Genomic DNA, 25,477 nt, shown 5'->3' on the forward strand with positions numbered 1-25,477 from the left:
CCGAATTGATTTTGATTCGATTCGAATCACGGTGCGCATATTGCCTGGTCGAACTATAAATTATCCCGATTATTGATCTGGATTAGGAACGCTCCGATTGTCGTGAATTTGCGAGGGTGATCAGATGGCTTTTCCGGCACGTCGCTTGAGTGCCGCGACGCAGATCGACGCCTGCCGCCTGCACAGCCACTGCCGCGCGCATTTCGACCATTCTTATAACGAGCGAGACTAATCGTGACAAATCTTCGAATCATTCTGGCGGACGATCACCCGTTCGTCCTGCTTGGCCTGAAATCGACACTGGAGGCGCACGAAGGTCTGTCCGTCGTCGGTCAGGCGCAGATGCCCACTGCGTTGATCGCATTGCTGCAACACACACCGTGCGACGTGCTCGTCGTCGATCTTTCCATGCCGGAGCCCGCCGGCGAGATTGGCGACGGACTCGGCCTGATCCGGCGCATTCGTGGCGAGTGGCCGTCATTGCGCGTCGTCGTCGTGACCGGGCAGACGAATGCCGCGATGTTGCGTGTCGTCGTCGCCGATGCCGCGGTCAGTGTGATCGGCAAAGCCGATTCGCTCGAGGAACTGCCGCAAGCGGTCTGCGACAGTGCGCGCGGCGCGCGCTACCTGGGCCGCTCGGTAGTCGAAACGCTCGCCCGTTTGCAGCCGGACAACGGTCGGTTCGTGTCGGCCCTGCTGCTGTCGAAGCGGCAGACCGACATCCTGCGCAGGCTCGTGAGCGGCGAGTCCATCGTGCAGATCGCGGCGGCGCTCGGCTGCCATCGCCGCACGGTGAGCCGGCACAAGCGCGAAGCGATGGCGCGGCTTGGCGTCAACGACGACCCCGCGCTTTTTTCCTGTGTGCGCGCCTGCGGCACGGTCCTCCTCGAATCGGAAGACTAAGCATCAGGCATACGGTTGTTCGTACCATTTCAGAGCGCTCTGATGTTTGTCGCAATAGAAATGCTCGACCATTGCGTGAGCGCCGGTCACACATAACAAGGTCGAGAAATGAAAGTATCGAGGAGCGCCAGACGATGAACCTCATGGCTGCATCAGGCTCGCCTGTTCGAACGATCATTGCGGATGATCATCCGCTGGTTCTGCTGGCTATAGAAAATCTGATTGGCAACTATCCGGACCTGAAGGTGGTTGGCCGTGCGGCGGATGTCGCCGAACTGTTCATCGAAGTCGATCGCAGTCCTTGCGATATCGTGCTGATGGACCTTTACATGCCAGGAGGGCACAACGACAACCGGTTCGACGTCGTCAGGCAGTTGAAGGCGCGCTATCCCAACGTGGCGCTCGTCATTCTGACAATGGAAACGGAGGCGGCGACGCTGCGCAAAGTGATGTCGCTCGGCGTGGATGGGCTGCTGAGCAAACGTGATCGTATCGATCTGATCCATGTGGCGGTGGTCATGGCGCTGGCGCGCGAATGTTTTGTCGGTCCGGCGGTGCGCGCCATGCTGGCCGATGTCACGCTGACGAAACGTCTCGACTTCGTGCGCGCCACCCTGTCTCGCCGAGAGTTCGAGGTTTTTACGCAATACGCGTCAGGACTCGGCGTCACGGAAATCGCCACGCGGCTGGGACGTAGTGTGAAGACGATCAGCGCGCAGAAGTGCATGGCCATGCGCAAGCTGTCGCTGAATAGCGACGCCGAACTGTTTCGCTTCGCAGTCGAGTATGGCGTAGTGCCAGAAGGGCTTGGTCAAAGCCGTTAAGCGAGCGGCAACATTCTGCGCAGGCGCGCAGCGAATATATCGGCATAACCGGGGGACACATTTCGTGCGGTATGCCCGATCGACACCATAAAAAAGTCACGGAAAAGAATGCCAAACAAGATTCACGTCGTCGTGGCGGACGATCACGACTCCATTCGCGCGGGCGTCCGATCTCTGCTGCGCGACAAGCCAAATATCGAAATTGTCGGCGAAGCTGCCGACACCCGTGGTCTCGCGAAGCTGCTCGATGCCTGCGCATGCGACGTCGTCGTGTCGGACATCGGCATGCCGGGACTCGACGGAGACACCAGCGCGGTGCCGCTATTGCGCCGGCTGCTACGGCGCACGCCGCATCCCCACGTGGTCGTGCTGACCATGATTGGGCGCGCGCATGTGTTGGCCGGCTTGCGCAATATCGGCGTGACTGGAATCGTCGACAAGCGCGACGCCGTGGACGCATTGATCGACGCAATCGAAGCCGTTGCCGCCGGGGGCACCCATCTATCGGAACAGGTTCGGGCCGCACTTGCGACCGCGGAGCCTGCGCCGCCCCGGCGCGGCGGTGTGATGAGCGCACGCGAGTGGGAGGTGTTTCAACTCTATGTGCGAGGCCTCGCGGTGCACGAGATCGCCACACGTCTGCGACGTAGCGACAAAACCATCAGCACGCAAAAACGCAGCGCGATGCGCAAGCTCGGACTGGAAACAGAAGCCGACCTGATCAACTACGCCACTCAGATTGGGCTGATATGAGGCGCAGCAACGGTCACAAATTCTTTTCTCGATGGATTTGAGGTAGCCCTTATCAGACTTATCTGATTGCCGTGGCGTGGGGGGCACCCAATAATCTTGGCCGCCTGTCATTGCGCGCCTTGCGCCGCAACTGCCAAGCGGCTGGTTCGTGATCCGATTACCAATGGATCAGGGGAATCCGGTGCAGACCTCTTCGCGCGATCGTTTGGCGTCTGTGCCTCATACTTGATGGACGGGATAGAGATGTTTGCGCTAGGCAAGCGATTGTGCAGCGAGGGTGTGGGTACGGCTTGGCTCGTGTTCGTCGGCTGCGGCAGTACGGTGCTGGACACCACAGGCGTGCTGCAGGGCACTGGCGCGTTGCAAATGTCGTTGGCGTTCGGTCTTGCGCTTGCTACCGGCAGCTATGCCTTCGGCAAGATTTCCGGCGCGCATTTCAATCCTGCCGTCACCATCGGCCTGACGATCGCGCAGCGCTTTCCCGTGCGTGATGTCTTGCCCTATATCGCTGCGCAAATCTGGGGCGCAATAGTCGCCGCGGCGCTTCTCGCCTACCTCGCCAGCGGCCGGCCAGGTTTCGAACTCTCCGCGAGTGAATTCGCGGCGAACGGCTTCGGCGCTCATTCGCCCGCCGACTATCCATTGCATGCGGCGCTCGTCGTGGAATGCGTGCTGTCGTTCGTGTTTGTCGGAGCGTGCCTGCTGGTCGTCGTTCGAAAAGAGGTGGCAACGATTGCGTCATTCATCACCGGCGCATGTCTGATGCTCGTCTACCTGGTGTCCATTCCGATCACCAATGGAGCGGTCAATCCCGCACGCTCGACCGCGCAGGCGCTGTTCGTCGGCAACTGGGCGCTGGATCAGTTGTGGCTGTTCTGGGCCGCGCCGTTGGCCGGAGCAATCGCGGCTGGCGTGCTGTTTTCGTTTCTGGACGGCGGAGCCGATTCGTCTTCGGTGTCGTTGGTGGATGGGCAGGGTGACGTTTCGTGAGCGAGGGGCGGTACTCACCACTTCCGGTCGATGCGGTGCTGACATTGGGGCTGCGGCGTTTGTTGCGGTGTCTTTGGCCGCGCTCGCCGCGCCACTCAATGACGCATTGGCTCGCGTTTTTTCTGCTGGCGGTTACGGATGCGGTCTGCATGGCCGGACCTGCCGGCGCTGCGTCACAGCCACCCGTAATTTCCGCAGTGGGAGCGGGTTCTTCCGCGTCGTCATCCATTGCATTTCCTGCCAGATTGACGGTCGGCATTCTCGAAGGAGGCTGGGCGCCGTTCGACATTCCGCTGGGCGGCCGGCTCGCCGGCGTCAGCGGCGACCTGTTGCGCGCGCTCGTGGGGCCGAACGTCGTCATCGAGACGAAGAGCTTTCCCGACATGGCCAGGCTGGTCGCCGCGGCTTGCGCCGGCGAGGTCGACCTGCTGACGAGCATAGCGCGCACGCCGGAGCGCGAGCGCTGCCTCAGCTTTACGGCTCCTTACTTCCACTCGTTCGCCTCGGCCGTCGTGCGTCGCGACGACGCCCGGCATGTGAACCCCGCCGACCTCGCTGGCGCGCGTATCGCGATCGAGCGCGGTTTTGCGCGTGAGCGTTTGTTGCGCGCAGGTTTTCCTCGCGCGAGTATCGTCTCGTTCGCGAGCACGCACGAAGCGCTGAACGCGCTACTGCATGGCGATGCAGACGTCTACTTCGGCTTCACGCCGGTCGTGCAATACGAACTGGCGACCGACGCGTATCGCAAGCTGCGCGTAGCGTTCGAGCAAGGCGGCAAAGCGCTCGACCTGCGCTTTGCCGTATCGCCTCGCCAGCCTGCTTTGCGCGATCAGCTGAACCGCGCGCTCGTGTCGATGAATCCCGCCGAGGCCGCCGCGATACGCGCGCGCTGGCTGTCCGGCAACTTCAACGCGGCGCCCGCGCCGCATGCACCACGCTTCATGTTGACGCCGGAAGAGAAGAACTGGCTGCGTTCGCTGCCGCCGTTGCAGGTCGGCTTCGACAACGACTGGGCGCCGTTCAGCTATGTTGATTCCGCAGGCCGCCCCGTCGGTCTGACCGCCGATTACCTCGCGTACCTGAGCAGCACGCTCGGTGTCGTGTTCAACCGCGCGCGCATGGCCGACTGGGCCGCCGCCGTCGAGGCGTTCCAGCGTGGCGACCTCGCGATGCTGTCCTCCACATCGAGTCGCGCCGCGCTTCTGGTAGGCGCCGACCATAGCCGGGTGTACGAAAGCGATCCGCTGGTGATCGTCGGGCGCAGTGGCGCGCCGCCCCCGTGCTCGTTCGACGACATCACGTCGTGCCGCGTCGTGATGTCGCCGCACGTGGCCGGCTCGGTGCCGCTCGCGTTGGAAGCGGTGCCGGTCGATCACATCGTCGTCGCGGCGAGCCTGGGCGAGGCGCTGCGCATGGTCGCGAGCGGCGAGGCCGACGTGCTGGTCGGCAACGCGGCCGCGATCAACGTGCAACTGCGGCAGCACTACGTCGGCGCGCTCAGGGTGCTCGACTCGCTCGGCGAATCCGACTCGTTGTATTTTGCTGTGCGCGAGGATCTGAGCCCGCTCGTCAAGCTGATCGATCGCGCGTTGCAGGCGATGCCGGCAGCCGAAAAGCAGCGCATCCGGCGCAAGTGGGTGAGTCCCGCCGCGCCGGACAACGCCGTATGGAGCGTGACTGCGGTGCGGCTGCTGCCGGTGCTGATCGGCATAGGCGTCGTGCTGCTGGTCACGTTGCGCGCGTACGTGCTGCTGCAACGCGAAGTCCGGCTACGCAAGCAGACCGAGCGCGAACTCGCACTGCAATTGAACTTCCAGGAAACGATGATGAAGACGGTGCCGTATCCGCTCATCGCGAAAGGCCTGGACGGACGGTACATCGCGATCAACGAGGCCTATGAGAAAGCGTGCGGGCTGGAGCGGAAGGACGTGCTCGGGCGCACGACGACCGAGGTCGGCACATGGGGCGACGCAAACAGCCGCGTGCTCGACGACATCACGGGCGAGATCCTGCGCGGCGGCGGCATCGCGAAAGTCGAACTCCAGTTCGAGGACGGCGCTGGCGAGACGCGGCATGGGATTTTCTGGACGAGCGTCTGCGAGGCCAGCGATGGGCGTCCGGCGTACGTGCTTGGCACGATGGTCGACATCACCGACATCCGGCGCGCTGAAATGCGCGCGAGCGAAACCGAACGGCGCCTGTTCGACGTCACGCGCTCGTTGCCCGCCGTCGTGTTCCAGTTGCGGCGCTCGCCGTCCGGCGCGTATTCCTTCCCGTACATCGGCGGCGACACGCGGCATCTGCTCGGCGAGGGTGATTGGCATGGGGGGGCACGGGTCGATTTCCAACGAGTGTCGGAACTGGATCGGCCGCGCGTTCTCGCCGAGCTCGAGCGTTCCGCGAGCTGCGCCTCCCCAGTGCATATGGAGTTCCGCCTCGAAAACGCCGGTCAACTAAAGTGGGTGCGGGCCGAGCTGGTGCCGCGGCGAGAAGCCGATGGCAGCGTCGTTTGGAGCGGCTATTGGGTTGACGCGAGCGTCGAGCGCGCGCGTTCGGAGGAACTCGCGCGGGCACGCGATGTGGCCGAGGCGGCCTCGCGCGCGAAGGACGACTTCTTCGCGATGATGAGCCACGAAATCCGCACCCCGATGAACGGTGTGCTCGGTCTCGTCGAAGTGCTCGAGCGCACGCCGCTCAGTACCGATCAGAGCGAAATGCTCGGCATGATCCATGAGTCGGCGGGCGCGCTGCTGCAGATTCTCGATGATCTGCTCGATTATTCGAAGATCGAGGCGGGGCGGCTCACGCTCGAAGCCGAGCCGATCGATCTGCGCGAACTCGTCGATAACGCGGTCGGCCTGCTCGCGGGGCGCGCCCACGAAAAAGGGCTGAAAGTGCGCGTCGACATCGCGACCGACGCCGCCGCGACGCTCCGCGGCGACAGCGTGCGTCTGCGCCAGATTCTGTTCAATCTGCTTGGCAATGCGATCAAGTTCACGCCGAAGGGCGAGGTGGGTGTTAGCGTGGCGGTCGTCCAGGATCGCGCGGACTCGCAGACGTTGGAGCTGACCGTTGAGGACACCGGCATCGGCATCGCGCCGGATGTGCAGGCGGGCCTGTTCGAGCCGTTCGTGCAGGCTGAGTCGTCCACGACGCGGCGCTTCGGCGGCACGGGCCTTGGGCTGACGATCTGCCGCAAGCTGATCGACCTGATGAACGGCACGCTCGCGCTGCGCAGCGAACCGGGCCACGGCACGAGGATGACCGTGCGGCTGACGATGCCGATTGTCGAGCAGCGTTATTCGATCAACGGTCTACGCGGCAAACGCGCCGTCGTGATCACGCGAGATCCGCGCATCGGCCGCGCTCTCGCACACTTCGGCGAGGCGCTCGGGCTCGAACTGCGCAGCCTCTCGGCCGCTGCGGCGACGCAGGGCAAAAGCGACCTGCTGAGCCGCGCGGATCTGCTGTTCGTCGGCGAGGACGTCACGTTGCCCGTACAGATCGGCGCAAATGCGCGTGTCGTCACGCTGACCGAAAAGCCGATGCCGACGGGTTACCGCATCCTCGACGACAAGGTGCGCGTGAGCATCAATCCGTTTTCGTGGCGCGGCCTCGGCGCCGCATGCGCGGCCGCGATGACGGGCCTGTCGTCGATGTCCCCGATGGTACCGCGAGCGCCAGGCGTGCCGTTCTCGACCGATGGCGTCGCGCCGCCGCCTGATCGTGAACGCGCGATCGCGAGCGGGCGACTGACTCTTGTCGCGGAAGATCACCCAGTCAATCAGGAGTTGATCCGCCATCAACTCGCCCTGCTGGGGTTCGCGTGCGACGTCGCGAACGACGGCGCCGAAGCGCTTCTCGCGCTCGAGCGCACGAGCTATGGCTGCCTGATCACGGACTGTCACATGCCGAACCTGTCCGGTTACGAACTGACTCGCCGTATCCGCGAAGCGGAGGCACTGCGCGGCGGCGCGCAGCGTCTGCCGATACTCGGCATCACGGCCAACACCGCGCCTGACGACCTGAGGCTGTGCCGCGAAGCCGGCATGGACGACAGTCTGATCAAGCCGACTCGGCTCGCCACGTTGCGCGACTACCTGAGCCGCTGGTTTGGTACCGACACCGTTCGGCACCCCGCGCCGGCAGAAACATGCGGTCGCGAATCGTCTGCGCCGGCCGGCGAGCGGCAGATCACGCAGCGCGTCGGTGTCGAACCGTACGTGCCCATCGAACTAGCACACATGACGCACTTATGGGGAAGCGAGTCGACGGTCAAGGCGTTGCTCGGTTCATTCATCTCGTCGATGCGCGAAGACTTCAACGTGCTTGCGACGTTACTCGAACGCGCGGACACGGAGCGGGTGCCCGAGTGGCTGCATCGGGTGATGGGGGCGGCCAGCGTGCTGCAGTATCAGCCACTCGTACACGCGCTCGAAGCCTATCGTCGCGACATTGTCGCGAAGTCGCCCGAGCAGTTGCGTAACGAGGGGCATGCGCTAATCCGCCAATGCGAGGCGATGCTCGATGGCATCGAACAGCAGGCCGCATTGCTCGCCTAGCGGGCGGCGGGCGGTGACCTCGCGCGAATACGAGGCCGATTCAAACGGCCGCGACTAAAATCGGGACGAAAAAAAACGCGGCCGAAGCCGCGTTAAAGATTTGGAGACATCCTTCGATGAAGGAGTCACTTCTCGCAAATCGAAGCATACCAGGAACAGCGTCATTTATTCATTACAAATCGCGCAATTAACTTTTCGATTAAATCGATTAAAACGATTTCGCACTACGTTTTTGCCGGTATTTTAGGCATATCGTGACGAACGCCTGTGCGCATTGCGCACCTTGCCCATCAGGCCTTCGGTTTTAATCACAGTCCGGTTCGAATCAAAGCGGCCCGCGCAAGCCACCATCCCAACCTCACCGGCTCCAAATGATTTGCACTAGTATGTGGAAGCTCTGCACGGCCGACACGGGTGCCGCGGCGGCGCGTCAATGTCCGGAGAAGACCATGATTTCACTTCGAAAATTGAATCTGGCCGTGGTGGTGTGGGCGCTTGCGTCGGGCGCTGCGTTCGCGGATACGGTTGCGCTGAAGGCGAATCTCCAGCCGTCGAGCGAAGTGCCGCCGCGCGTGAGTCACGGGCACGGCATGCTGAATGCGACCTTCGACACGTCCACCCAATCGCTGCAGTGGACTGTTACTTACGAAGGCTTGAGCAGTCCGGTTACCGCCGCGCATTTCCACGGTCCCGCGCCGGTTGGCCAGAACGCGAAGGTCCAGGTGCCGATCGAGAAGAATGGCCTCGCGAGTCCGATCAAAGGCACGGCGAAGCTGACCGAGCAGCAGGTCACGGATCTGATGGCGGGGCAGTGGTACTTCAATGTTCATACCGCGCAGAATCCGACGGGCGAAATTCGCGGGCAGGTGTTGCCGGCGAACTAGGCGTGGGCGTCGCGTGGGCCGAGCGCGCGTGCCGCGGCCAAAAGCAGCTTCACACCGTTAGAACCCGCCAACCAACGGCGCCCCCGCGACCGCCCGTACCATGACGGGACTTCAACGAAGGAGCATGTCCCGATGAGCTGGCAAAGCGCGCTCGCTTGCTGGTATTTGCGCAAGCAGTTCCGGCCCGAAACCCTCAAACCGTCTATCAACGTCGAGCGTGCGCGCGCGCTGACCTCGAAGCGGGTGTGGTCGCCACGCGTGCCGCGCGGCTGGCATCTTCGCGAAACGTATGGCGCGGGCGAGGCGCCGCTCGTCGGCGAATGGCTGGAACGCGTGGACGGCGGCACGGCCGGCGGCGCGGAGCCGACGGTGCTGTATTGCCACGGCGGAGGCTACTACTTCTGCTCGCCGCGCACGCATCGGTCGCTAACGTTCGCTCTCGCTACCCGCGCAGACGCGCGGCTCTTCTCCCTCGACTACCGCCTCGCGCCCGAGCATCGCTTTCCGGCCGCGCTTGAGGACGCCACCGCCGCCTATCGACAGCTGCTCGCGATGGGCATCGCACCGAGCTCGATCGTGGTCGCCGGCGACTCGGCCGGCGGCGGCCTCGCGCTCGCCACGCTGGTCGCGCTGCGCGACGCCGGCGCACCGATGCCCGCTGGCGGCCTGCTGTTCTCGCCGTGGACCGATCTGGCGACGACCGGCGCGAGCCTGCGCACCAACGACAGCGTCGATCCGATGTTCTGTGGCGCCTCGATCGAGCGCGCGGCCAAGGTCTATCTCGGCGACGCGCCGGCCACGCATCCGTACGCGTCGCCGGTCTACGCGGACCTGCGCGGTCTGCCGCCGCTGTTCTTGCAGGCGGGCAGCACCGAGGTGCTGCTCGACGACGCGCGCCGCGTCGCCGACAACGCGCACGCGGCAGGAGTCGATTGCGAATGCGAGGTGTGGAAAAACCTGCCGCACGTGTGGCCGATGTTCGCGCCGTTCATGCCGGAGGCGAACCGCGCGCTCGATCGCGCGGCCGCGTTCGTGCGACGCGCGACGAGCCGCGCCGCGAACAGGGCTCAGGCGTCGAGCGTGACGTCGAGCGTCCGATAGACGGCTTCGATCGTTTGCTGGCCGTATTGCCGCTCGAGCCGCCGCACGGTGAAGTGCCCGTGCGCGACCTGCTGAAAGTGATCGATAAATACGGTGTTGACCATCGCGCCGAGCACCGCGCCGATCGCGGGAATCGATTTGGCAGCGATCTGTTCGCTGACCTGCACCGAAAAGCGCGCGGCGATTGCGTTGAGCAGCCGGAGCAGCGCCGCCGAGCCGTGGGTCGTGAAGCCCTTGCTGGCCACCTCGGACGACGCCTTCGACACCGCCTGCGCTAGCGCGCCGCGCATGAAGAAGTAGCCGAGGTCGGCGTCGTCGTCCTCGCTCGATGTACCGCCCATGCCGAGCACGGTCAGGCATTGCAGCTGCGTGTCGACCGAGGTCAGGTCCTCGCCCTCGCTGCGCGCGATGTCGCAGATCGAGCGGAACATCAGCGTAGTCGTGACCGGCAGCTCGACTGGCAGCGCGATCAATCCAAACGCGCCGCCGGCCGCGCCGGTGGTCGCGACCGCGAACTTGTGCAGCAGGTTGTTCGGCTTGTCGAGCGCGAGAAGCTTGGCGTCGTCGCGCCGGCCGAGCGTGCGTAGCGCGATCGACAGACATTTGCGCAACGCGGCCTGCGTCGCATCGGACACTTTTTGGTTGGCGAACGCCGGGATGCGCGATAGCAGCTTCTCGATCGGCGCGCCGACGACGCTCGCGAGCTTCATCGTGAGCGCGGGGCTTTCGAGCTGGTGTTTCGCGCGCCGCAGCGCGGCGAGATCCTGCTCCGATAAGGATGGTGCTGCGAGCGAACTCGGCTGCATGGGCCTCCCTGGCATGTCGTGTCCTGGATACTTCAAGGTCAGTCTACCGCGTTGCAAGACGCGTTCCGGTCCCGGTTGGAGCGTCGCATCGTGGTATGATCCCCAATCTTTTGACACGTCAACTTTTGCTCCATCAAAAATGGCTGTCCATACCGCCGCTCACCATTCGAGTGGGCAAGTCTTACCGTTCCGCGAATCCCTGCTGGCCATGCTCGGCATCTCGTTCGTCACGATGCTGGTCGCGCTCGACCAGACCGTGGTCGGCACCGCGCTGCCCACCATCGTGTCCGAACTCCGAGGCTTCGAGTTGTACGCATGGGTCGCAACGTCGTATCTGCTGACCTCGGTGATCACCGTGCCGATTTTCGGGCGGCTTGGCGATTATTACGGGCGCAAGCCGTTCGTGATTGCGTCGATCGTCGTGTTTACCGGCGCCTCGGTGCTGTGCGGCGCGGCCAACAGCATGCTGTTTCTCGTGCTCGCGCGCGGGTTGCAGGGCATTGGCGGCGGCATGCTCGTCGGCACCGCGTTCGCATGCATTCCCGATCTGTTCCCCGATTCCGTCGTGCGGCTGCGCTGGCAGGTGCTGATGAGCTCGGCGTTCGGCATCGCCAATGCGGTCGGCCCGTCGCTCGGCGGTTTCCTCACGCAGTACTACGGCTGGCGCTCGGTGTTCTATGTGAATTTGCCGGTCGGGCTGCTGTCGCTGTTTTTCGTCTGGCGTTTCCTGCCGCATCTGCGGCACGTCGAACATACCGGCAAAATGCGGCTCGACTGGCCCGGCGCGCTGCTGATCGCGATCGCGCTCGGCTCACTGCAGCTGTTCGTCGAATTGCTGCCGAAGCACGGCATCACGCTGAGCGCGTTCGCGCTGCTCGGGCTCGCCGTCGCGTCGGCCGTCACGCTGTGGAAATGGGAAAAGCGCTGCCCGACCGCGATCCTGCCCGTCGACATGTTCCGCAACCGCAGTCTGGCCGCGCTGTTCACGCTGGCCGTGCTCGGCGGCTTCACGATGTTCTCGCTGCTGTTCTACGCACCGCTGCTGTTCCAGGGCGGCTTCGGCATGTCGCCGAAAGAGGCGGGCCTCGTGATCACGCCGCTCGTCGTGTTCATCACGATCGGCAGTATCGCGAACGGGCGCGTCGTGTCGCGGGTGAAGAATCCGAACCTGATGCTGTACATCGGCTTTGCGATGGTCGCGCTGTCATGCCTTGGCATCGTCGTCGCGACCCGTTCGATGCAGCAATGGGTGCTGATGTCGTTCATGGTCGTCGGCGGCCTCGGGCTCGGCTTCGTGATGCCGAACCTGACGATCTTCGCGCAGCAGACCGCGGGCCGCGAACACCTCGGCATCGCGACCGCGCTGCTGCAGTCGCTGCGGATGATCGGTGGCATGATCGGCACGGCGCTGACCGGCACGCTCGTGACCCACATGTACAAGAGCGGTGTGCGCAATGCGCTCGAAGGCGCGGGCGCGTCGCACTGGTTCGCCGATCTCGGCGATCCGCAGATCCTGATCAACCGCAATGCGCAGACCACGCTCGTCGACCAGTTGACCCACGCTGGCCACAACGGCGCGATGTTGCTCGAAAGTGCGCGCGAGGCGCTGGTCGGGGCGATTCATCTGGGTCTCGCGATGGCCGCGGTGATCGCCGTCGTGTCGGTGTGGCAAACCCGCCGCGTGCCGCCGATCAAGCTGCAGCGCAAGCTCGAGCCGGTGATTCACGCAGACTGATTTTTGAACTTGGTGTTGGACAGGCAGATTATGGAAGAACAGGACCGCGTCGCCGTCATGCAGCAATTTGGTCGCACGTATCGGGCGTTCATGTCGGCATTCGAGGCCCAGGTGGGGCATCCGTTGCCACGCTGGCGCATTCTGCTCGCGCTGCGCGAGCAGGCCGGCGAGTCGTCGCAGAAGCGGCTCGTCGAGCGGTTGCGCGTCGATCCTGGCGCGCTCACGCGACAGCTGAAGGCGCTCGAAGGGTTGGGCTGGATCGCGCGCAGCATGGATACGCGCGATAACCGCGTGACCAACGTGCGCCTGACCGAAGCGGGCCACGCCGCGACCGAAGCGAGCCTGCCGCGTCGCAACGCGTTCTTGCACGACACGATGGCCGGGTTGCCGGATGAGGCGCTCGCGGCGTTGTCGAGCGCGCTGAAAATGTTGGAGACGCGCATCGGCGAGGTGACGGCCAACGCCAGCGCCGCGACCGTGGCCGCCGCGCCGCAGGAGAGCGCCGGCGACGAGGCGGCGCAGCGCATGTGATTTTTAGTCCGCGCGTGGCGATAAAAAAGGCTGTGAGCCCAGGGGCGCACAGCCTTTTTCTTTAGCGGAACAGATCGCGCTTGAGTCAGCGCGGCGTGGTCCGATCAGAAGAACGTCTCGATCACTTCCTTCACGCGATACTGCGGATCGACGACCAGCACCTGCTTCCACTTGTCGAACGTCAGGCACGGATGCGAGATGTCGAACGCGATCATGTCGCCCACTTTCAGATCGGCGCCGGCGGGAATCCGCAGATACGCGTGCTGATCCATCAGGCCGAAGATTTCCCAGCCCTCGCTCGCGGCGATGTCGCGCGGCGCTTGCCGGCCCGGGCGATAGTGGCGCGCCGGCTCCGGCATGCCTGCGTCGAACGCGGAGTCGCGTTTGCCGAGGCCGATGATCGCGCGATCCGGCTCGGGAATGGACTGCACGTACGCCCACAATTGCAGCGCCGGCAGCAACCCTTCGCCCATTTTCTTCGCGACCGGATTGCGCTTGAAGATGTCGGTCTGCGCCTTGCGATAGATGCCGACGTCATGCGTCAGGTAGCAGCCGGGACGCAGCACGACCTCGACCTTGCCGGATTGCGTCGCCTGCGCGAACTCTTCGGCGACCACGTCGTACCACGCCGATCCCGCGCCCGATAGCACCGCCGGCGAGCGCGCGAAACGCCCCTGCTCGACAAGTTCGCGAGTGACCGCAACCGCGCCTTGCAGGAACGCGCGCACTTCGGGTTCTTCCTTCAGCACGCCTTCGTACAGTTCGACCCCCGCGAGCTTCAGCACGTCCGGATAGCGCGCGATCGCGTCGAGCACCGCGTTGCGCTGCGCTTCGTCGCGCACGCCGGTGCGTCCACCCGGCACGCCGAGTTCGAGCAGCACCTGCAGCGGCTTCTTCACCGAGGTGAAGAATTCGCCGAGTTGCTCGACGCCTTCAGCCGAATCGACGAGGCAGAAGAATTCGAAATCCGGATCGCTGAGCAATTCGGCGATCATCATCATGTTGTGACGGCCGACCAGCTGATTCGCCATCAGGATGCGCGAGACGCCGCCGTGGTACGCCGCGCGCACCTGATGAGCAGTGGCGAGCGTGATGCCCCACGCACCGGCTTCGAGCTGACGGCGAAACAGTTGTGGCGCCATCGTGGTCTTACCGTGAGGCGCGAGCTTGACGCCGTATTCGGCAACGAACGCCTGCATCCACTTCAGGTTGTGCTCGACGCGATCCTCGTACAGTACGGCAGCCGGCAGGCTGACGTCCTCGGCGAGCAGGTTCCACTCGAGGCGCGCGGCGTCCTTCAGCTGGACGCTCGTGCCCGGAACCATGCCCAAGCCCTTGCTATAAGGATCAATCGTCGCGCCCTGATAGTTTGTAACTTTCATGTCTCCGTGCTCCATCGTCCGGGTAAATTGAGTCAGATTTGACTTTACCATGTTATCGAAAGTACGATGTCTGAACGAATGTTATTTAGTACCATGGGTTTCGAAGGCCGCCGGAAAGGGCCGCGAAAGCCGTGCCGCGAACCCCATCGCCTGCCATGAACCGTAGCGCCGAACCGCTCGCTTTCGACATCGTCGCGCGCATTGCCGAGTGCGCGCCGCAGTTGCGCTCGGCCGAACGCAAGGTCGCCGCGCTGATCCTCGACGATCTGACCGGCGCGTCGCGCGCGAGCATCGGCGCGCTGGCACAGCAGGCCGAGGTCAGCATCGCGACCGTCACGCGCTTCGCGAAGGCGGTCGGCTGCCGCGACGTGCGCGAACTCAAGCTGCGGCTCGCGCAGGCGGCGGCGGTCGGTCAGCGGTTTCTCGAGCGCGACACCGCAAGCGACGCACCCGAGCCGATCGCCACGCGCGTCTTCGACGAGTTGCAAACGGCGCTCGCGCACAATCATCAACTGCTGCGCCAGGCGCCGCTCGCCGAAGCGGCGGCCGCGCTGCGCGATGCGCGCATGATCTACGTGTTCGGCATGGGCGGCGGCTCGACCGCGCTCGCTGACGAAATGCGTTTCAGGCTCGTGCGCCTCGGCCGCCCGGTCGCGACCTATCAGGACGGGCTGTTGCAGCGCATGGTGGCGAGCACGGTGTCGCGCGAGTGCGTCGTGATCGCGCTGTCCACCACGGGGCGCGTGCCCGAGATGGTCGAGAACTGCAAGATCGCGCGCAGCTACGGTGCGACGGTGGTCGCGCTGACGGCGCCCGCGTCGCCGCTGGCGAAGCTCGCCAACTGGCTGATCCCGATCGTCGCGTTCGAAACCGATTTCATTTACAAGCCGTCGTCGTCCCGTTACGCGATGATGATGGCGCTCGATGTGCTCGTCACCGAACTTGCCGTCAGTCAAGGCGACGAAAGCCGCGAATTGCTGCGCCGCATGAAGCACGCGCTCGACGCGCACCGCGGCGGCGGCGATCGACAACCGTTAGGAGACTGATCCATGCATTCGCATCCCGAAGCCGCCGACACGCTGATCGTCGGCGCGCAACTGTACGACGGCACGGGCGCGCCGCCCGTCGAGCGCGACGTGGCGATCCGCGACGGGCGCATCGTCGCGATCGGCAATCTGTCGAACTGGCTCGCCGAAGAGGTGATCGAGGCCGAGGGGCGCGCGCTCGCGCCGGGCTTTATCGACGTACACACGCACGACGACACGCATGTGATCCGCTCGCCGCAGATGCTGCCGAAGATCACCCAGGGCGTGACGACGGTGATCGTCGGCAATTGCGGGATCAGCGCGTCGCCGGTATCGCTGAAGGGCGATCCGCCCGATCCGATGAACCTGCTCGGCGAGCGCGACGCGTTCCAGTACCCGACCTTCGCCGACTATGTGAACGCGGTCAACGCCGCGCGGCCGGCGGTGAACGTCGGCGCGCTGATCGGCCACACGGCGTTGCGCAACAACCAGATGGACCGGCTCGATCGCGCGGCGACTGCCGAGGAAATCGAGCGCATGTGCGCGCAGCTCGAGGAAGCGCTCGCGCACGGCGCGCTCGGTCTCAGCTCGGGGCTCGCATACGGTTCGGCGTTCGCCGCGCCGACCGAGGAAGTGATGGCGCTCGCCGAGCCGCTCGCGGCCGCGGGCGCGCTGTACACGACCCATATGCGCACCGAGTTCGACGCGATTCTCGACGCGATGGACGAGGCCTACCGCGTCGGTCGTCATGCGCGTGTGCCGGTCGTGATCTCGCATCTGAAGTGCGCGGGGCCGTCAAACTGGGGGCGCAGCGTCGAGGTGCTGAAGTCGCTCGAAGGCGCGCGCGGCGGGCAGCCGGTCGGTTGCGACTGCTATCCGTACAACCGCAGCTCGTCGACGCTCGATCTGAAGCAGGTGACAGGCGACATCGACATCACGATCACGTGGTCCGAACCGCATCCGGAAATGGCGGGCAAGCTGATCAAGGAAGTCGCGGCCGAATGGGGCGTCTCGCAGCAGGAGGCGGGCAAGCGCCTGCAGCCGGCCGGCGCGGTCTATCACAACATGTCCGAAGACGACGTGCGGCGCATCCTGTCGCATCCGGCGACGATGGTCGGTTCCGACGGCCTGCCGAACGATCCGCTGCCGCATCCGCGGCTGTGGGGCGCGTTTCCGCGCGTGCTCGGTCACTATGCGCGCGATGCCGCTTTGCTGCCGCTCGAGGAAGCGGTGCGCAAGATGACGAGCCTGTCCGCGCGCCGCTTCGGACTCGCGCAACGCGGCGAAGTGCATATCGGCTATCACGCCGACCTCGTGCTGTTCGATCCGGCGAAAGTGCATGACGTGGCGACGTTCGACAAGCCCCAGCAGCCCGCTGCCGGCATCGATGCGGTGTGGGTCAACGGCGTGCTGTCGTATCGCGATGGCGCGGTGACGGGCGAGCGGGCTGGCCGGTTCGTCACGCGCGGCGCGCCGTCGAAGGGCGATGCGCAGGGCGCGTTCTGATTTTTTATCGATTGATGGCGGCACGCGCGGCGAGGGCGCCGCGCGTGCCCGACTTTTTAAGGAGTGTGACGATGAAGCGATATGGCGTGGAAGGCGGAAAGGGAACGGGCGGTCAGGTGATGCCGTTCGCGCGCGCGGTCGAGGCGGACGGCTGGCTGTTCGTGTCGGGCCAGACGCCGATGGAAAACGGCGAAGTGATCAACGGCGGCATCGTCGAGCAATCGCACAAGGCGATCCAGAACGTGTTCGCAATCCTGAAGGAAGCGGGCTATGGCGCCGAGCACGTCGTGCGTTGCGGCGTGTGGCTCGACGATCCGCGCGACTTCGCGTCGTTCAACAAGGTGTTTCGCGAGTATTTTGGCGAGAATCCGCCGGCGCGCGCGTGCGTGGTGTCGTCGATGGTGATCGACTGCAAGGTCGAGGTGGATTGCGTCGCGTATAAGAAGCCGGCGGCCTGATCGCTTTGATGGCTTTCATGTGACGAGGGCGCCGCAGGTCGTGATGGCCTGCGGCGCCCTCGTCGCGTTTACCGCTGTTTTTTTGTGTTGGAGTTACTGCCGCGCGAGCCGCATGTTGTCCGGCATCGGCAGGTTGTAGTTGGTGCGGAACGGGTTGATGTCGAGCCCGCCGCGACGCGTGTAGCGCGCATACACGGCGAGCTTCAGCGGTTTGCACATCTTCATGATGTCGACGAAGATTCGCTCGACGCATTGCTCATGAAACCCGGTGTGATTGCGGTACGAGATGATGTATCGCAACAGGCCCGCGTGATCGATCTGCGGGCCGGCGTAGTGGATCTGCACGCTGCCCCAGTCCGGTTGACCGGTCACCGGGCAGTTCGACTTCAGCAGGTTCGAGAACAGCGTTTCCTCGACCGGCGCTTCGTCGTGCGCCGCGCTCAAAAGTGACGCGTCCGGCTGATAGACGCTCGCCTCGAGTTCGAGCCGGTCGAGCGACAGACCGGCGAATTCTTCCATTTTCAGCTTGCCGAATTCGTGCGGTGTGCTCAGATGTACCGACACGGTCGCGCCGCACGACGCGGACACGTCGCGCCTGATCGTGTCGCGCACGCTCTCGGCCGAGTCGAACGCGGTCTGCGCGAACGAGCCGAGATACAGCTTGAACGATTTCGACTCGACGATGTTCGGCGAGTCGGCCGGCACGAAGAACGTCGCGACGGCGATCTGCGGCTTGCCGCGCGCGTTCAGCCACGACAGCTCGTAGGCGTTCCAGATGTCGGTGCCGAAAAACGGCAGTCGCGCGGTAATGCCGATCGCCTCGCGCGCATGGCTGCGCGCAATCGGAAATAGCAGCGTCGGATCGTATTGTTCGGTGTAAGTCGAGGACTTGCCGAGCGGGGATTGTTCGGGTGTCATGATGCGTTCACGATGCCACTCAGCACATGCCCGGTCGCCGTTACGACGCGGGCCGATTCGCAGTGGCCGATCTGGTCGTCGAAGAAAAAGTCGGGCTCGAACTCGCGCAGAAATGCGCTTTTGTCGAGGCCGCCGAGGAACATCGCTTCGTCGATTTCGATGTTCCATGCCATCAGGGTGCGGATCGCGCGCTCATGCGCGGGAGCCGAGCGCGCCGTCACCAGCGCCGTGCGAATGCGCATCGGCGCGGCCGCGTCCGCGAGTTTTTGCAGCCGGTGGAGTGCTTCGAGCAGCGGCTTGAGCGGACCGTCCGCGAGCGGCAGATGCTTGTTGTCGATCTCGTGACCGACGAACGCGCGCAGGCCGTCTTGCTGGAAGATGCGTTCCGCTTCGTCGGAAAACAAGACCGCGTCGCCGTCGAACGCAATGCGGATTTCGTCCGGGTATTTGCTCGCCATTTTCGCCGATTCCGGCAACACGCGTGCGGCTGGGAAGCCAGCGGCGAGCGCATCGCGCACGTCGTGCTGATTCGCCGACAAAAACAGCGAAGCGTTCAGCGGCTTCAGATAACCGAACGGCGCGCGGCCGCGCGTGAACACGCCGCGCTCGATCGCGAGCCCGTGTTCGCGGCAGGAATGAAACGCGCGCAGACCGCTGATCGGATCGCTACGCGACAGGATCACCACTTCGACGCGATGACCGCCGGCGTTCAGCGCAAGCAGCTTGCGGATCAGCGGAAACGCCACGCCCGGTTTCGCGGGCACGTTCAGACGCTCGCGCTGCAACGCTTCGTAAGCCTTCAAATCGCCGGCCTCGTAGACACGGTTCTCTTCCTCGAAGTCGAACAGTGCGCGCGACGAGATTGCGACCACCAGTTTGTCGACGAGCGAAAGCGCCATCGTTGCGTTCCGGTTCGAAGAGATCAGGCGAGGAAGAGACGATAGACCGGATTCTTCGTCTCTTCCCAGCATGGATAGCCGAGCGTTTCGATGAAGCGCTCGAACGCCGCGTGGTCGCTCCCGGGCACCTGAATGCCGACCAGAATCGAGCTGTAGTCCGCGCCCTGGTTGCGGTAGTGGAACAGGCTGATGTTCCAGTTCGGCGCCATCGACGACAGGAATTTCATCAGCGCGCCCGGACGTTCCGGAAACTCGAAGCGAAACAGTCGTTCGTCGCGCGCGAGCGGCGAGCGGCCGCCGACCATGTAGCGGATGTGCTGCTTCGACAGTTCGTCGAAGGTCAGGTCGACGGTGGCAAAACCGTGCGCTTCGAAGGCGCCGGCGATCTGCGCCGATTCGCTGCGATTGCGGATCTGCACGCCGACGAAAATATGCGCCGAGTTCGCGTCGGCGATCCGGTAGTTGAACTCGGTGACGCTGCGCGTGCCGAGCAGCTCGCAGAAGCGCCTGAAGCTGCCGCGCTCTTCGGGGATCGTCACCGCGAAGACCGCTTCGCGCGCTTCGCCCACTTCCGCGCGTTCGGCGACGAAGCGCATGCGGTCGAAGTTCATGTTCGCGCCCGACGTGATCGCGATCAGCGTCTGGTTCTCGATGCCTTCCCGTTCGGCATACTGCTTGGCGCCGGCCACCGCGAGCGAGCCCGCCGGTTCGAGCACGCTGCGCGTGTCCTGGAACACGTCCTTGATCGCGGCGCACAGCGCATCGGTGTTCACGAGCAGCACTTCGTCGAGATATTCGCGGCACAGACGGAAGGTTTCTTCGCCGACGAGCTTCACCGCGGTGCCGTCGGAGAACAGGCCCACTTCGTTCAGCGTCACACGCTCGCCCGCCTGCAACGACGCGGCCATCGCGCACGAATCGTCGGTCTGCACGCCGATCACCTTGATCTCGGGGCGTACCGATTTCACGTATGCGGCGACACCGGCCGCGAGACCGCCGCCGCCGATCGGCACGAAGATCGCGTGAATCGGCCCCTGGTGCTGGCTGAGGATTTCCATCGCGACGGTGCCCTGGCCGGCGATCACGTACGGATCGTCGAACGGATGCACGAAGGTCAGGCCGCGCTCTTCCTGCAGCTTGACCGCGTGACCGTAGGCGTCGCTATACGACTCACCGAACTGCACGATCTCGACGGTCGGCCCGCCATGCGTGCGGATCGCGTCGACCTTGAGTTGCGGCGTCGTCACCGGCACGACGATGATCGCCTTCACGCCCATGCGTGCCGCCGATAACGCCACGCCCTGCGCATGATTGCCCGCCGACGCGGTGATCACGCCGCGACTGAGCGCCTCGGCCGGAATATGCGCCATCTTGTTGTATGCGCCGCGCAGCTTGAACGAGAACACCGGCTGGTTGTCCTCGCGCTTCAGATAGACCGGGTTGCGCAGCCGCGCCGACAGGTTCGGCGCGCGTTCGAGTTCGGTCTCGCGCGCCACGTCGTAGACGCGCGCGGTCAGGGTCTTTTTCAGGTAGTCGTGGGAAGCCATGCGGGTGGCGCGGTGCGCTGTGTAAGACGGGAAAACGTCAATGATAGCGCCAACGGTGCCCGCTCTGGCCGTTCCGCGTGCTCCGCGGACGGGTGCCGTGCACTGAACCGGGCCGTATCGGAATCGCGCGATCGAAGCTCACCCAACCGTCCGGCCGGTCAATGGACGGTATGCGAAAACGCCGCCGGATTCATCGCCAAAACCTCCGAACCCCCGCCGCCGCCCGATTCCCGCCGTCAACGCGTGGCGGAATGATGCGGTAGAATTTCGTTTTGGAATAAGGATCGGAAGATGCACTGGCAGCCTCGGATCGCCCATTTAATGCCCGTCCCGCGCGAATCCTGCCCCGCGGCGGAACGGCATGTCCGCCACGCGCGATCGTGTAGCTGTCTCTGAGTGCCGCGAAGCGACCGCCGTGAGTTGGCCGCCGGTCGTGCTCGCTCCCCTTGAAGCCCTAGAAGATTTCAAGCATTGCGCCCCACGCGCATTGTCCGCCGACGCCTCGTGACGAGTGCGCCAGGCTGACCTACCGAGTCGTCCAACCATGAACGCACCTCAAGTTTTCGATCCGCACGGCGCCGCCGGCGCGGTGGCCGCCGATCCCGAAGCGCGTCTGCGCGAAATTCCCTACAACTACACGTCGTTCTCCGACCGCGAAATCGTCATCCGCCTGCTCGGCAACGACGCCTGGGACGCGCTCGCCGAACTGCGCGCCGAACGCCGCACCGGCCGCTCGGCGCGCATGCTGTACGAAGTGCTCGGCGATATCTGGGTCGTGCGCCGCAATCCGTATCTGCAGGACGACCTGCTCGACAATCCGAAGCGCCGCGCGCTGTTGATCGAGGCGCTCAATCACCGTCTCGCCGAAATCGAAAAGCGCCGCCGCGCCGATCTGCGCGAACACGGCGACGAAGCCGGCGTCGAGCGCGCCGCACGCGTCGAAAAGCTGGTGCAGGCCGCGCGCCGCGCGATCGACGAGTTCGCCAGCGAATTCCAGCAGACCTACGACCTGCGCCGCCGTTCTACGCGCGTGCTCGGCAAGGTCACGCAGAAAGACAACATCAAGTTCGACGGCCTGTCGCGCGTCTCGCACGTGACCGACGCGACCGACTGGCGCGTCGAATACCCGTTCGTCGTGCTGACGCCGGACTCCGAGGCCGAAATCGCCGGCATGATCAAGGCCTGCTTCGAACTCGGACTGACGGTGATTCCGCGCGGCGGCGGCACCGGCTACACGGGCGGCGCGGTGCCGCTCACGCCGTTCTCGGCCGTCATCAACACCGAAAAGCTCGAACAGCTCGGCCCGGTCGAAATGACCCAGCTGCCGGGCGTCGATCGCAAGGTCGCGACGATTTTCTCGGGCGCGGGCGTCGTCACGCGCCGCGTGACCGAAGCGGCCGAGCAGGCCGGCTTCGTGTTCGCGGTCGACCCGACCTCGCTCGACGCGTCCTGCGTCGGCGGCAACGTCGCGATGAACGCGGGCGGCAAGAAGGCGGTGCTGTGGGGCACGGCGCTCGACAACCTCGCGTGGTGGCGCATGGTCGACCCGGAAGGGAACTGGCTCGAAGTCACGCGTCTCGAGCACAACATGGGCAAGATCCACGACATCGAAGTCGCGCGTTTCGAGCTCAAATGGTTCGACGGCGACTACGCGCCGGGCGAGAAGCTGCTGCGCACCGAAGCGCTGGACATCAAGGGCCGCGTGTTCCGCAAGGAAGGCCTCGGCAAGGACGTCACCGACAAATTCCTCGCCGGTCTGCCGGGCGTGCAGAAGGAAGGCTGCGACGGCCTCATCACGTCCGCGCGCTGGGTGCTGCACAAGATGCCTGCGCATACGCGCACCGTCTGTCTCGAGTTCTTCGGCCAGGCGCGCGAGGCGATTCCGAGCATCGTCGAAATCAAGGACTACCTGTTCGAGACGTCGCGCCAGGGCGGCGCGATTCTCGCGGGTCTCGAGCATCTTGACGAGCGCTATCTGCGCGCGGTCGGCTATGCGACCAAGAGCAAACGCAACGCGTTTCCGAAGATGGTGCTGATCGGCGATATCGTCGGTAACGACGCGGACGCGGTCGCGCAGGCCACCTCGGAAGTCGTGCGCATGGCCAACGGCAAGAGCGGCGAAGGCTTCGTCGCCGTCAGCGCCGAGGCCCGCAAGCGCTTCTGGCTCGACCGCAGCCGTACGGCCGCGATCGCAAAGCACACCAACGCGTTCAAGATCAACGAAGACGTCGTGATTCCGCTCGACCGCATGGGCGAATACACGGACGGCATCGAGCGCATCAACATCGAGCTGTCGCTGAAGAACAAGCTGCAACTGGTCGACGCGCTCGAAGCGTTCTTCAAGGGCGGCAAGCTGCCGCTCGGCAAGAGCGACGACGCGAACGAAATCCCCAGCGCCGAGCTGCTCGAAGACCGCGTGCAGCAGGCGCTCGATCTACTCGCGCGTGTGCGCACGCGCTGGGAATTCGTGCGCGGCAAGCTCGACCTGTCGCTGCGCGAGGCGCAGCACTACCTGGTCGGCCTCGGCTACGAGTCGCTCGCCGAAAAGTTCGCCGACCGCGTCGACGCGCAACCCGACGCAACCGTATTCCACCTCGCGCAGGACCGCACGATTCGCGTGTCGTGGAAGCAGGAAATCCGCGCCGAATTGCGGCAGATTTTCAACGGCGGCGAGTTCAAGCCGATCCTCGACGAAGCCCAGGCGATCCACAAGCAGGTGCTGCGCGGGCGCGTGTTCGTCGCGCTGCACATGCACGCGGGCGACGGCAACGTCCACACGAACCTGCCGGTCAACTCCGATAACTACGAGATGCTGCAGGACGCGCACACGGCGGTCGCGCGCATCATGAAGCTCGCGCGTTCGCTCGACGGTGTGATCTCCGGCGAGCACGGCATCGGCATCACGAAGCTCGAATTCCTGACCGACGACGAGATCGGCGAATTCCGCAAGTACAAGCAGCGCGTCGATCCGCATGGCCGCTTCAACGCGGGCAAGCTGCTCGAAGGCGCGGACCTGCGCAACGCGTACACGCCGAGCTTCGGCCTGATGGGCTACGAATCGCTGATCATGCAGCAGTCCGATATCGGCGCGATTTCCGAGTCGATCAAGGACTGCCTGCGCTGCGGCAAGTGCAAGCCCGTCTGCGCGACCCACGTGCCGCGCGCGAACCTGCTGTACAGCCCGCGCAACAAGATTCTCGCCACGTCCTTGCTGGTCGAGGCATTCCTGTACGAAGAGCAGACGCGCCGCGGCGTGTCGATCAAGCACTGGGACGAGTTCAACGACGTCGCCGATCACTGCACTGTCTGCCACAAGTGCGTGACGCCGTGCCCGGTGAAGATCGACTTCGGCGACGTGACGATGAACATGCGCAACCTGTTGCGCAAGATGGGCAAGAAGAAGTTCAACCCGGGCAACGCCGCGGGCATGTTTTTCCTGAACGCGACCAACCCGCAGACCATCAACCTCGCGCGCACCGCGATGATGGGCATCGGCTACAAGGCGCAGCGCCTCGGCAATGAAGTGCTGAAGAAGTTCGCGAAGAAGCAGACCGCGCATCCGCCCGCCACGGTCGGCAAGCCGGTGATCACGCAGCAGGTGATCCACTTCATGAACAAGAAGATGCCGGGCAACCTGCCGAAGAAGACCGCGCGCGCCTTGCTCGATATCGAGGACAACAAGATCGTCCCGATCATCCGCAATCCGAAGACGACCACCGCCGACACCGAAGCGGTGTTCTACTTCCCGGGCTGCGGCTCCGAGCGGCTGTTCTCGCAGGTTGGTCTCGCGACCCAGGCAATGCTGTGGGAGGCGGGCGTGCAGACCGTGCTGCCGCCGGGCTACCTGTGCTGTGGCTATCCGCAGCGCGGTTCGGGCCAGTACGACAAAGCCGAGCAGATCGTCACCGACAACCGCGTGCTGTTCCACCGCGTCGCCAATACGCTGAACTACCTCGACATCAAGACGGTGGTGGTGTCGTGCGGCACCTGCTACGACCAGCTCGCCGGTTACGAATTCGAAAAGATCTTCCCGGGCTGCCGGATCATCGACATCCACGAGTATCTGCTGGAAAAAGGCATCAAGCTCGATGGCGTGAACGGCGTGCGCTACATGTACCACGACCCGTGCCATTCGCCGATCAAGACGATGGACCCGGTCAAGCTCGTCAATCAGCTGATGGGTTCGGAGCAGGACGGCTACAAGATCGAGAAGAACGACCGCTGCTGCGGCGAATCGGGCACGCTCGCGGTCACGCGTCCCGACATCTCGACCCAGGTGCGCTTCCGCAAGGAAGAAGAAATCCGCAAGGGCGCGGCGAAGCTGCGCGGCATCCCTCTCGTCGCCGAAGCGGGCGCGAACGCGATCAATCCGGCCAATGCATCGGCCGGCGCCGCGGGCGCGCCGAACGGTTCGGTGCTGAAGGCCGGCGACGGTCCGCAGCCCAATCACGGAAACGCGGGTTCGACCGACGTCAAGATCCTCACGAGTTGCCCGTCGTGCCTGCAAGGGCTGTCGCGCTACAACGAAGACGCGGGTACCGAGGCGGACTACATCGTGGTCGAGATGGCACGTCACGTGCTCGGCGAAAACTGGATGGCGGACTACGTTCAACGGGCGAACAATGGCGGAATCGAGCGCGTGCTGGTTTAATG

General features: G+C 64.5%; 18 protein-coding genes. 13 read left to right on the forward strand and 5 right to left on the reverse strand.

Annotated elements, in window-relative coordinates; genetic code table 11:
• Positions 1-234: 234 nt before the first annotated feature.
• The 7 genes from OKW40_RS18690 to OKW40_RS18720 all read left to right on the forward strand — a co-directional run bounded on the left by OKW40_RS18690 (position 235) and on the right by OKW40_RS18720 (position 10,017).
• Positions 235-903 (forward strand): response regulator transcription factor, encoded by a 669-nt coding sequence (locus tag OKW40_RS18690; protein WP_184053870.1) that lies wholly within the window; start codon positions 235-237, stop codon positions 901-903.
• Between the two features lie 134 nt (positions 904-1,037).
• Positions 1,038-1,727 (forward strand): response regulator transcription factor, encoded by a 690-nt coding sequence (locus OKW40_RS18695; protein WP_090802973.1) that lies wholly within the window; start codon positions 1,038-1,040, stop codon positions 1,725-1,727.
• 108 nt (positions 1,728-1,835) lie between these two features.
• Entirely contained in the window at positions 1,836-2,480 is a 645-nt protein-coding gene (locus OKW40_RS18700; RefSeq protein ID WP_184053864.1) for a response regulator transcription factor, read from the forward strand.
• 243 nt (positions 2,481-2,723) lie between these two features.
• Positions 2,724-3,470 (forward strand): aquaporin Z, encoded by a 747-nt coding sequence (gene aqpZ, locus OKW40_RS18705; RefSeq protein WP_429490927.1) that lies wholly within the window; start codon positions 2,724-2,726, stop codon positions 3,468-3,470.
• 98 nt (positions 3,471-3,568) lie between these two features.
• The gene (locus tag OKW40_RS18710) at positions 3,569-8,032 is read left to right on the forward strand and encodes an ATP-binding protein (protein ID WP_429490929.1); all 4,464 of its coding nucleotides are present in this window, start codon (positions 3,569-3,571) and stop codon (positions 8,030-8,032) included.
• Positions 8,033-8,481: 449 nt separating this feature from the next.
• Entirely contained in the window at positions 8,482-8,916 is a 435-nt protein-coding gene (locus tag OKW40_RS18715; RefSeq protein WP_184062452.1) for a CHRD domain-containing protein, read from the forward strand.
• A gap of 132 nt (positions 8,917-9,048) precedes the next feature.
• A complete protein-coding gene (locus tag OKW40_RS18720; protein WP_184062451.1) occupies positions 9,049-10,017 on the forward strand; it encodes an alpha/beta hydrolase in 969 nt (322 codons plus the stop codon).
• On the opposite strand, the gene OKW40_RS18725 is transcribed toward OKW40_RS18720, so the two are convergent.
• Entirely contained in the window at positions 9,984-10,823 is an 840-nt protein-coding gene (locus OKW40_RS18725) for an EcsC family protein (protein ID WP_429356574.1), read from the reverse strand. The genes OKW40_RS18720 and OKW40_RS18725 overlap by 34 nt on opposite strands.
• Before the next feature lie 139 nt (positions 10,824-10,962).
• On the opposite strand from OKW40_RS18725, the gene OKW40_RS18730 reads away from it, so the two are divergent.
• Positions 10,963-12,558, forward strand: a complete 1,596-nt coding sequence (locus OKW40_RS18730; RefSeq protein WP_429490932.1) for an MDR family MFS transporter — start codon at positions 10,963-10,965, stop codon at positions 12,556-12,558.
• Positions 12,559-12,588: 30 nt separating this feature from the next.
• The gene (locus tag OKW40_RS18735) at positions 12,589-13,089 is read left to right on the forward strand and encodes a MarR family winged helix-turn-helix transcriptional regulator (protein ID WP_429408479.1); all 501 of its coding nucleotides are present in this window, start codon (positions 12,589-12,591) and stop codon (positions 13,087-13,089) included.
• 104 nt (positions 13,090-13,193) lie between these two features.
• On the opposite strand, the gene OKW40_RS18740 is transcribed toward OKW40_RS18735, so the two are convergent.
• Positions 13,194-14,471, reverse strand: coding sequence for an amino acid deaminase (locus OKW40_RS18740; RefSeq protein WP_429407466.1), 1,278 nt, complete (start codon positions 14,469-14,471; stop codon positions 13,194-13,196).
• A gap of 155 nt (positions 14,472-14,626) precedes the next feature.
• Here OKW40_RS18740 and OKW40_RS18745 point away from each other — a divergent pair, with 155 nt between their 5' ends.
• The 3 genes from OKW40_RS18745 to OKW40_RS18755 all read left to right on the forward strand — a co-directional run bounded on the left by OKW40_RS18745 (position 14,627) and on the right by OKW40_RS18755 (position 17,460).
• Positions 14,627-15,517: a MurR/RpiR family transcriptional regulator gene (locus OKW40_RS18745; protein ID WP_429490934.1), complete on the forward strand. Its 891-nt coding sequence runs from the start codon at positions 14,627-14,629 to the stop codon at positions 15,515-15,517.
• A 3-nt stretch (positions 15,518-15,520) separates the two neighbouring features.
• Complete coding sequence (locus OKW40_RS18750; protein WP_184053838.1) at positions 15,521-17,002, forward strand: N-acyl-D-amino-acid deacylase family protein; 1,482 nt, start codon at positions 15,521-15,523, stop codon at positions 17,000-17,002.
• Between the two features lie 71 nt (positions 17,003-17,073).
• A complete protein-coding gene (locus OKW40_RS18755) occupies positions 17,074-17,460 on the forward strand; it encodes a RidA family protein (protein ID WP_008923846.1) in 387 nt (128 codons plus the stop codon).
• A gap of 93 nt (positions 17,461-17,553) precedes the next feature.
• On the opposite strand, the gene queF is transcribed toward OKW40_RS18755, so the two are convergent.
• From queF to ilvA, 3 genes are read right to left on the reverse strand one after another with little or no spacing between them, the layout of a single operon-like run.
• Positions 17,554-18,378 carry an NADPH-dependent 7-cyano-7-deazaguanine reductase QueF gene (gene queF / locus OKW40_RS18760; protein WP_429490936.1) on the reverse strand — a complete coding sequence of 275 codons (825 nt, stop codon included), beginning with the start codon at positions 18,376-18,378 and terminating at the stop codon, positions 17,554-17,556.
• Positions 18,375-19,277 carry a 5'-nucleotidase gene (locus OKW40_RS18765; RefSeq protein ID WP_184062437.1) on the reverse strand — a complete coding sequence of 301 codons (903 nt, stop codon included), beginning with the start codon at positions 19,275-19,277 and terminating at the stop codon, positions 18,375-18,377. The genes queF and OKW40_RS18765 overlap by 4 nt, the downstream gene beginning before the upstream one ends.
• A 23-nt stretch (positions 19,278-19,300) precedes the next feature.
• Complete coding sequence (gene ilvA / locus OKW40_RS18770; protein WP_429490937.1) at positions 19,301-20,824, reverse strand: threonine ammonia-lyase, biosynthetic; 1,524 nt, start codon at positions 20,822-20,824, stop codon at positions 19,301-19,303.
• Positions 20,825-21,368: 544 nt separating this feature from the next.
• Between ilvA and OKW40_RS18775 the strand changes: the two genes are divergently transcribed.
• Positions 21,369-25,475 carry a DUF3683 domain-containing protein gene (locus OKW40_RS18775; protein ID WP_429490939.1) on the forward strand — a complete coding sequence of 1,369 codons (4,107 nt, stop codon included), beginning with the start codon at positions 21,369-21,371 and terminating at the stop codon, positions 25,473-25,475.
• The last annotated feature ends 2 nt before the right edge of the window (positions 25,476-25,477 follow it).

The organism is Paraburkholderia sp. RAU6.4a (assembly GCF_050435625.1).
Taxonomy (GTDB): Bacteria; Pseudomonadota; Gammaproteobacteria; order Burkholderiales; family Burkholderiaceae; genus Paraburkholderia; species Paraburkholderia tuberum.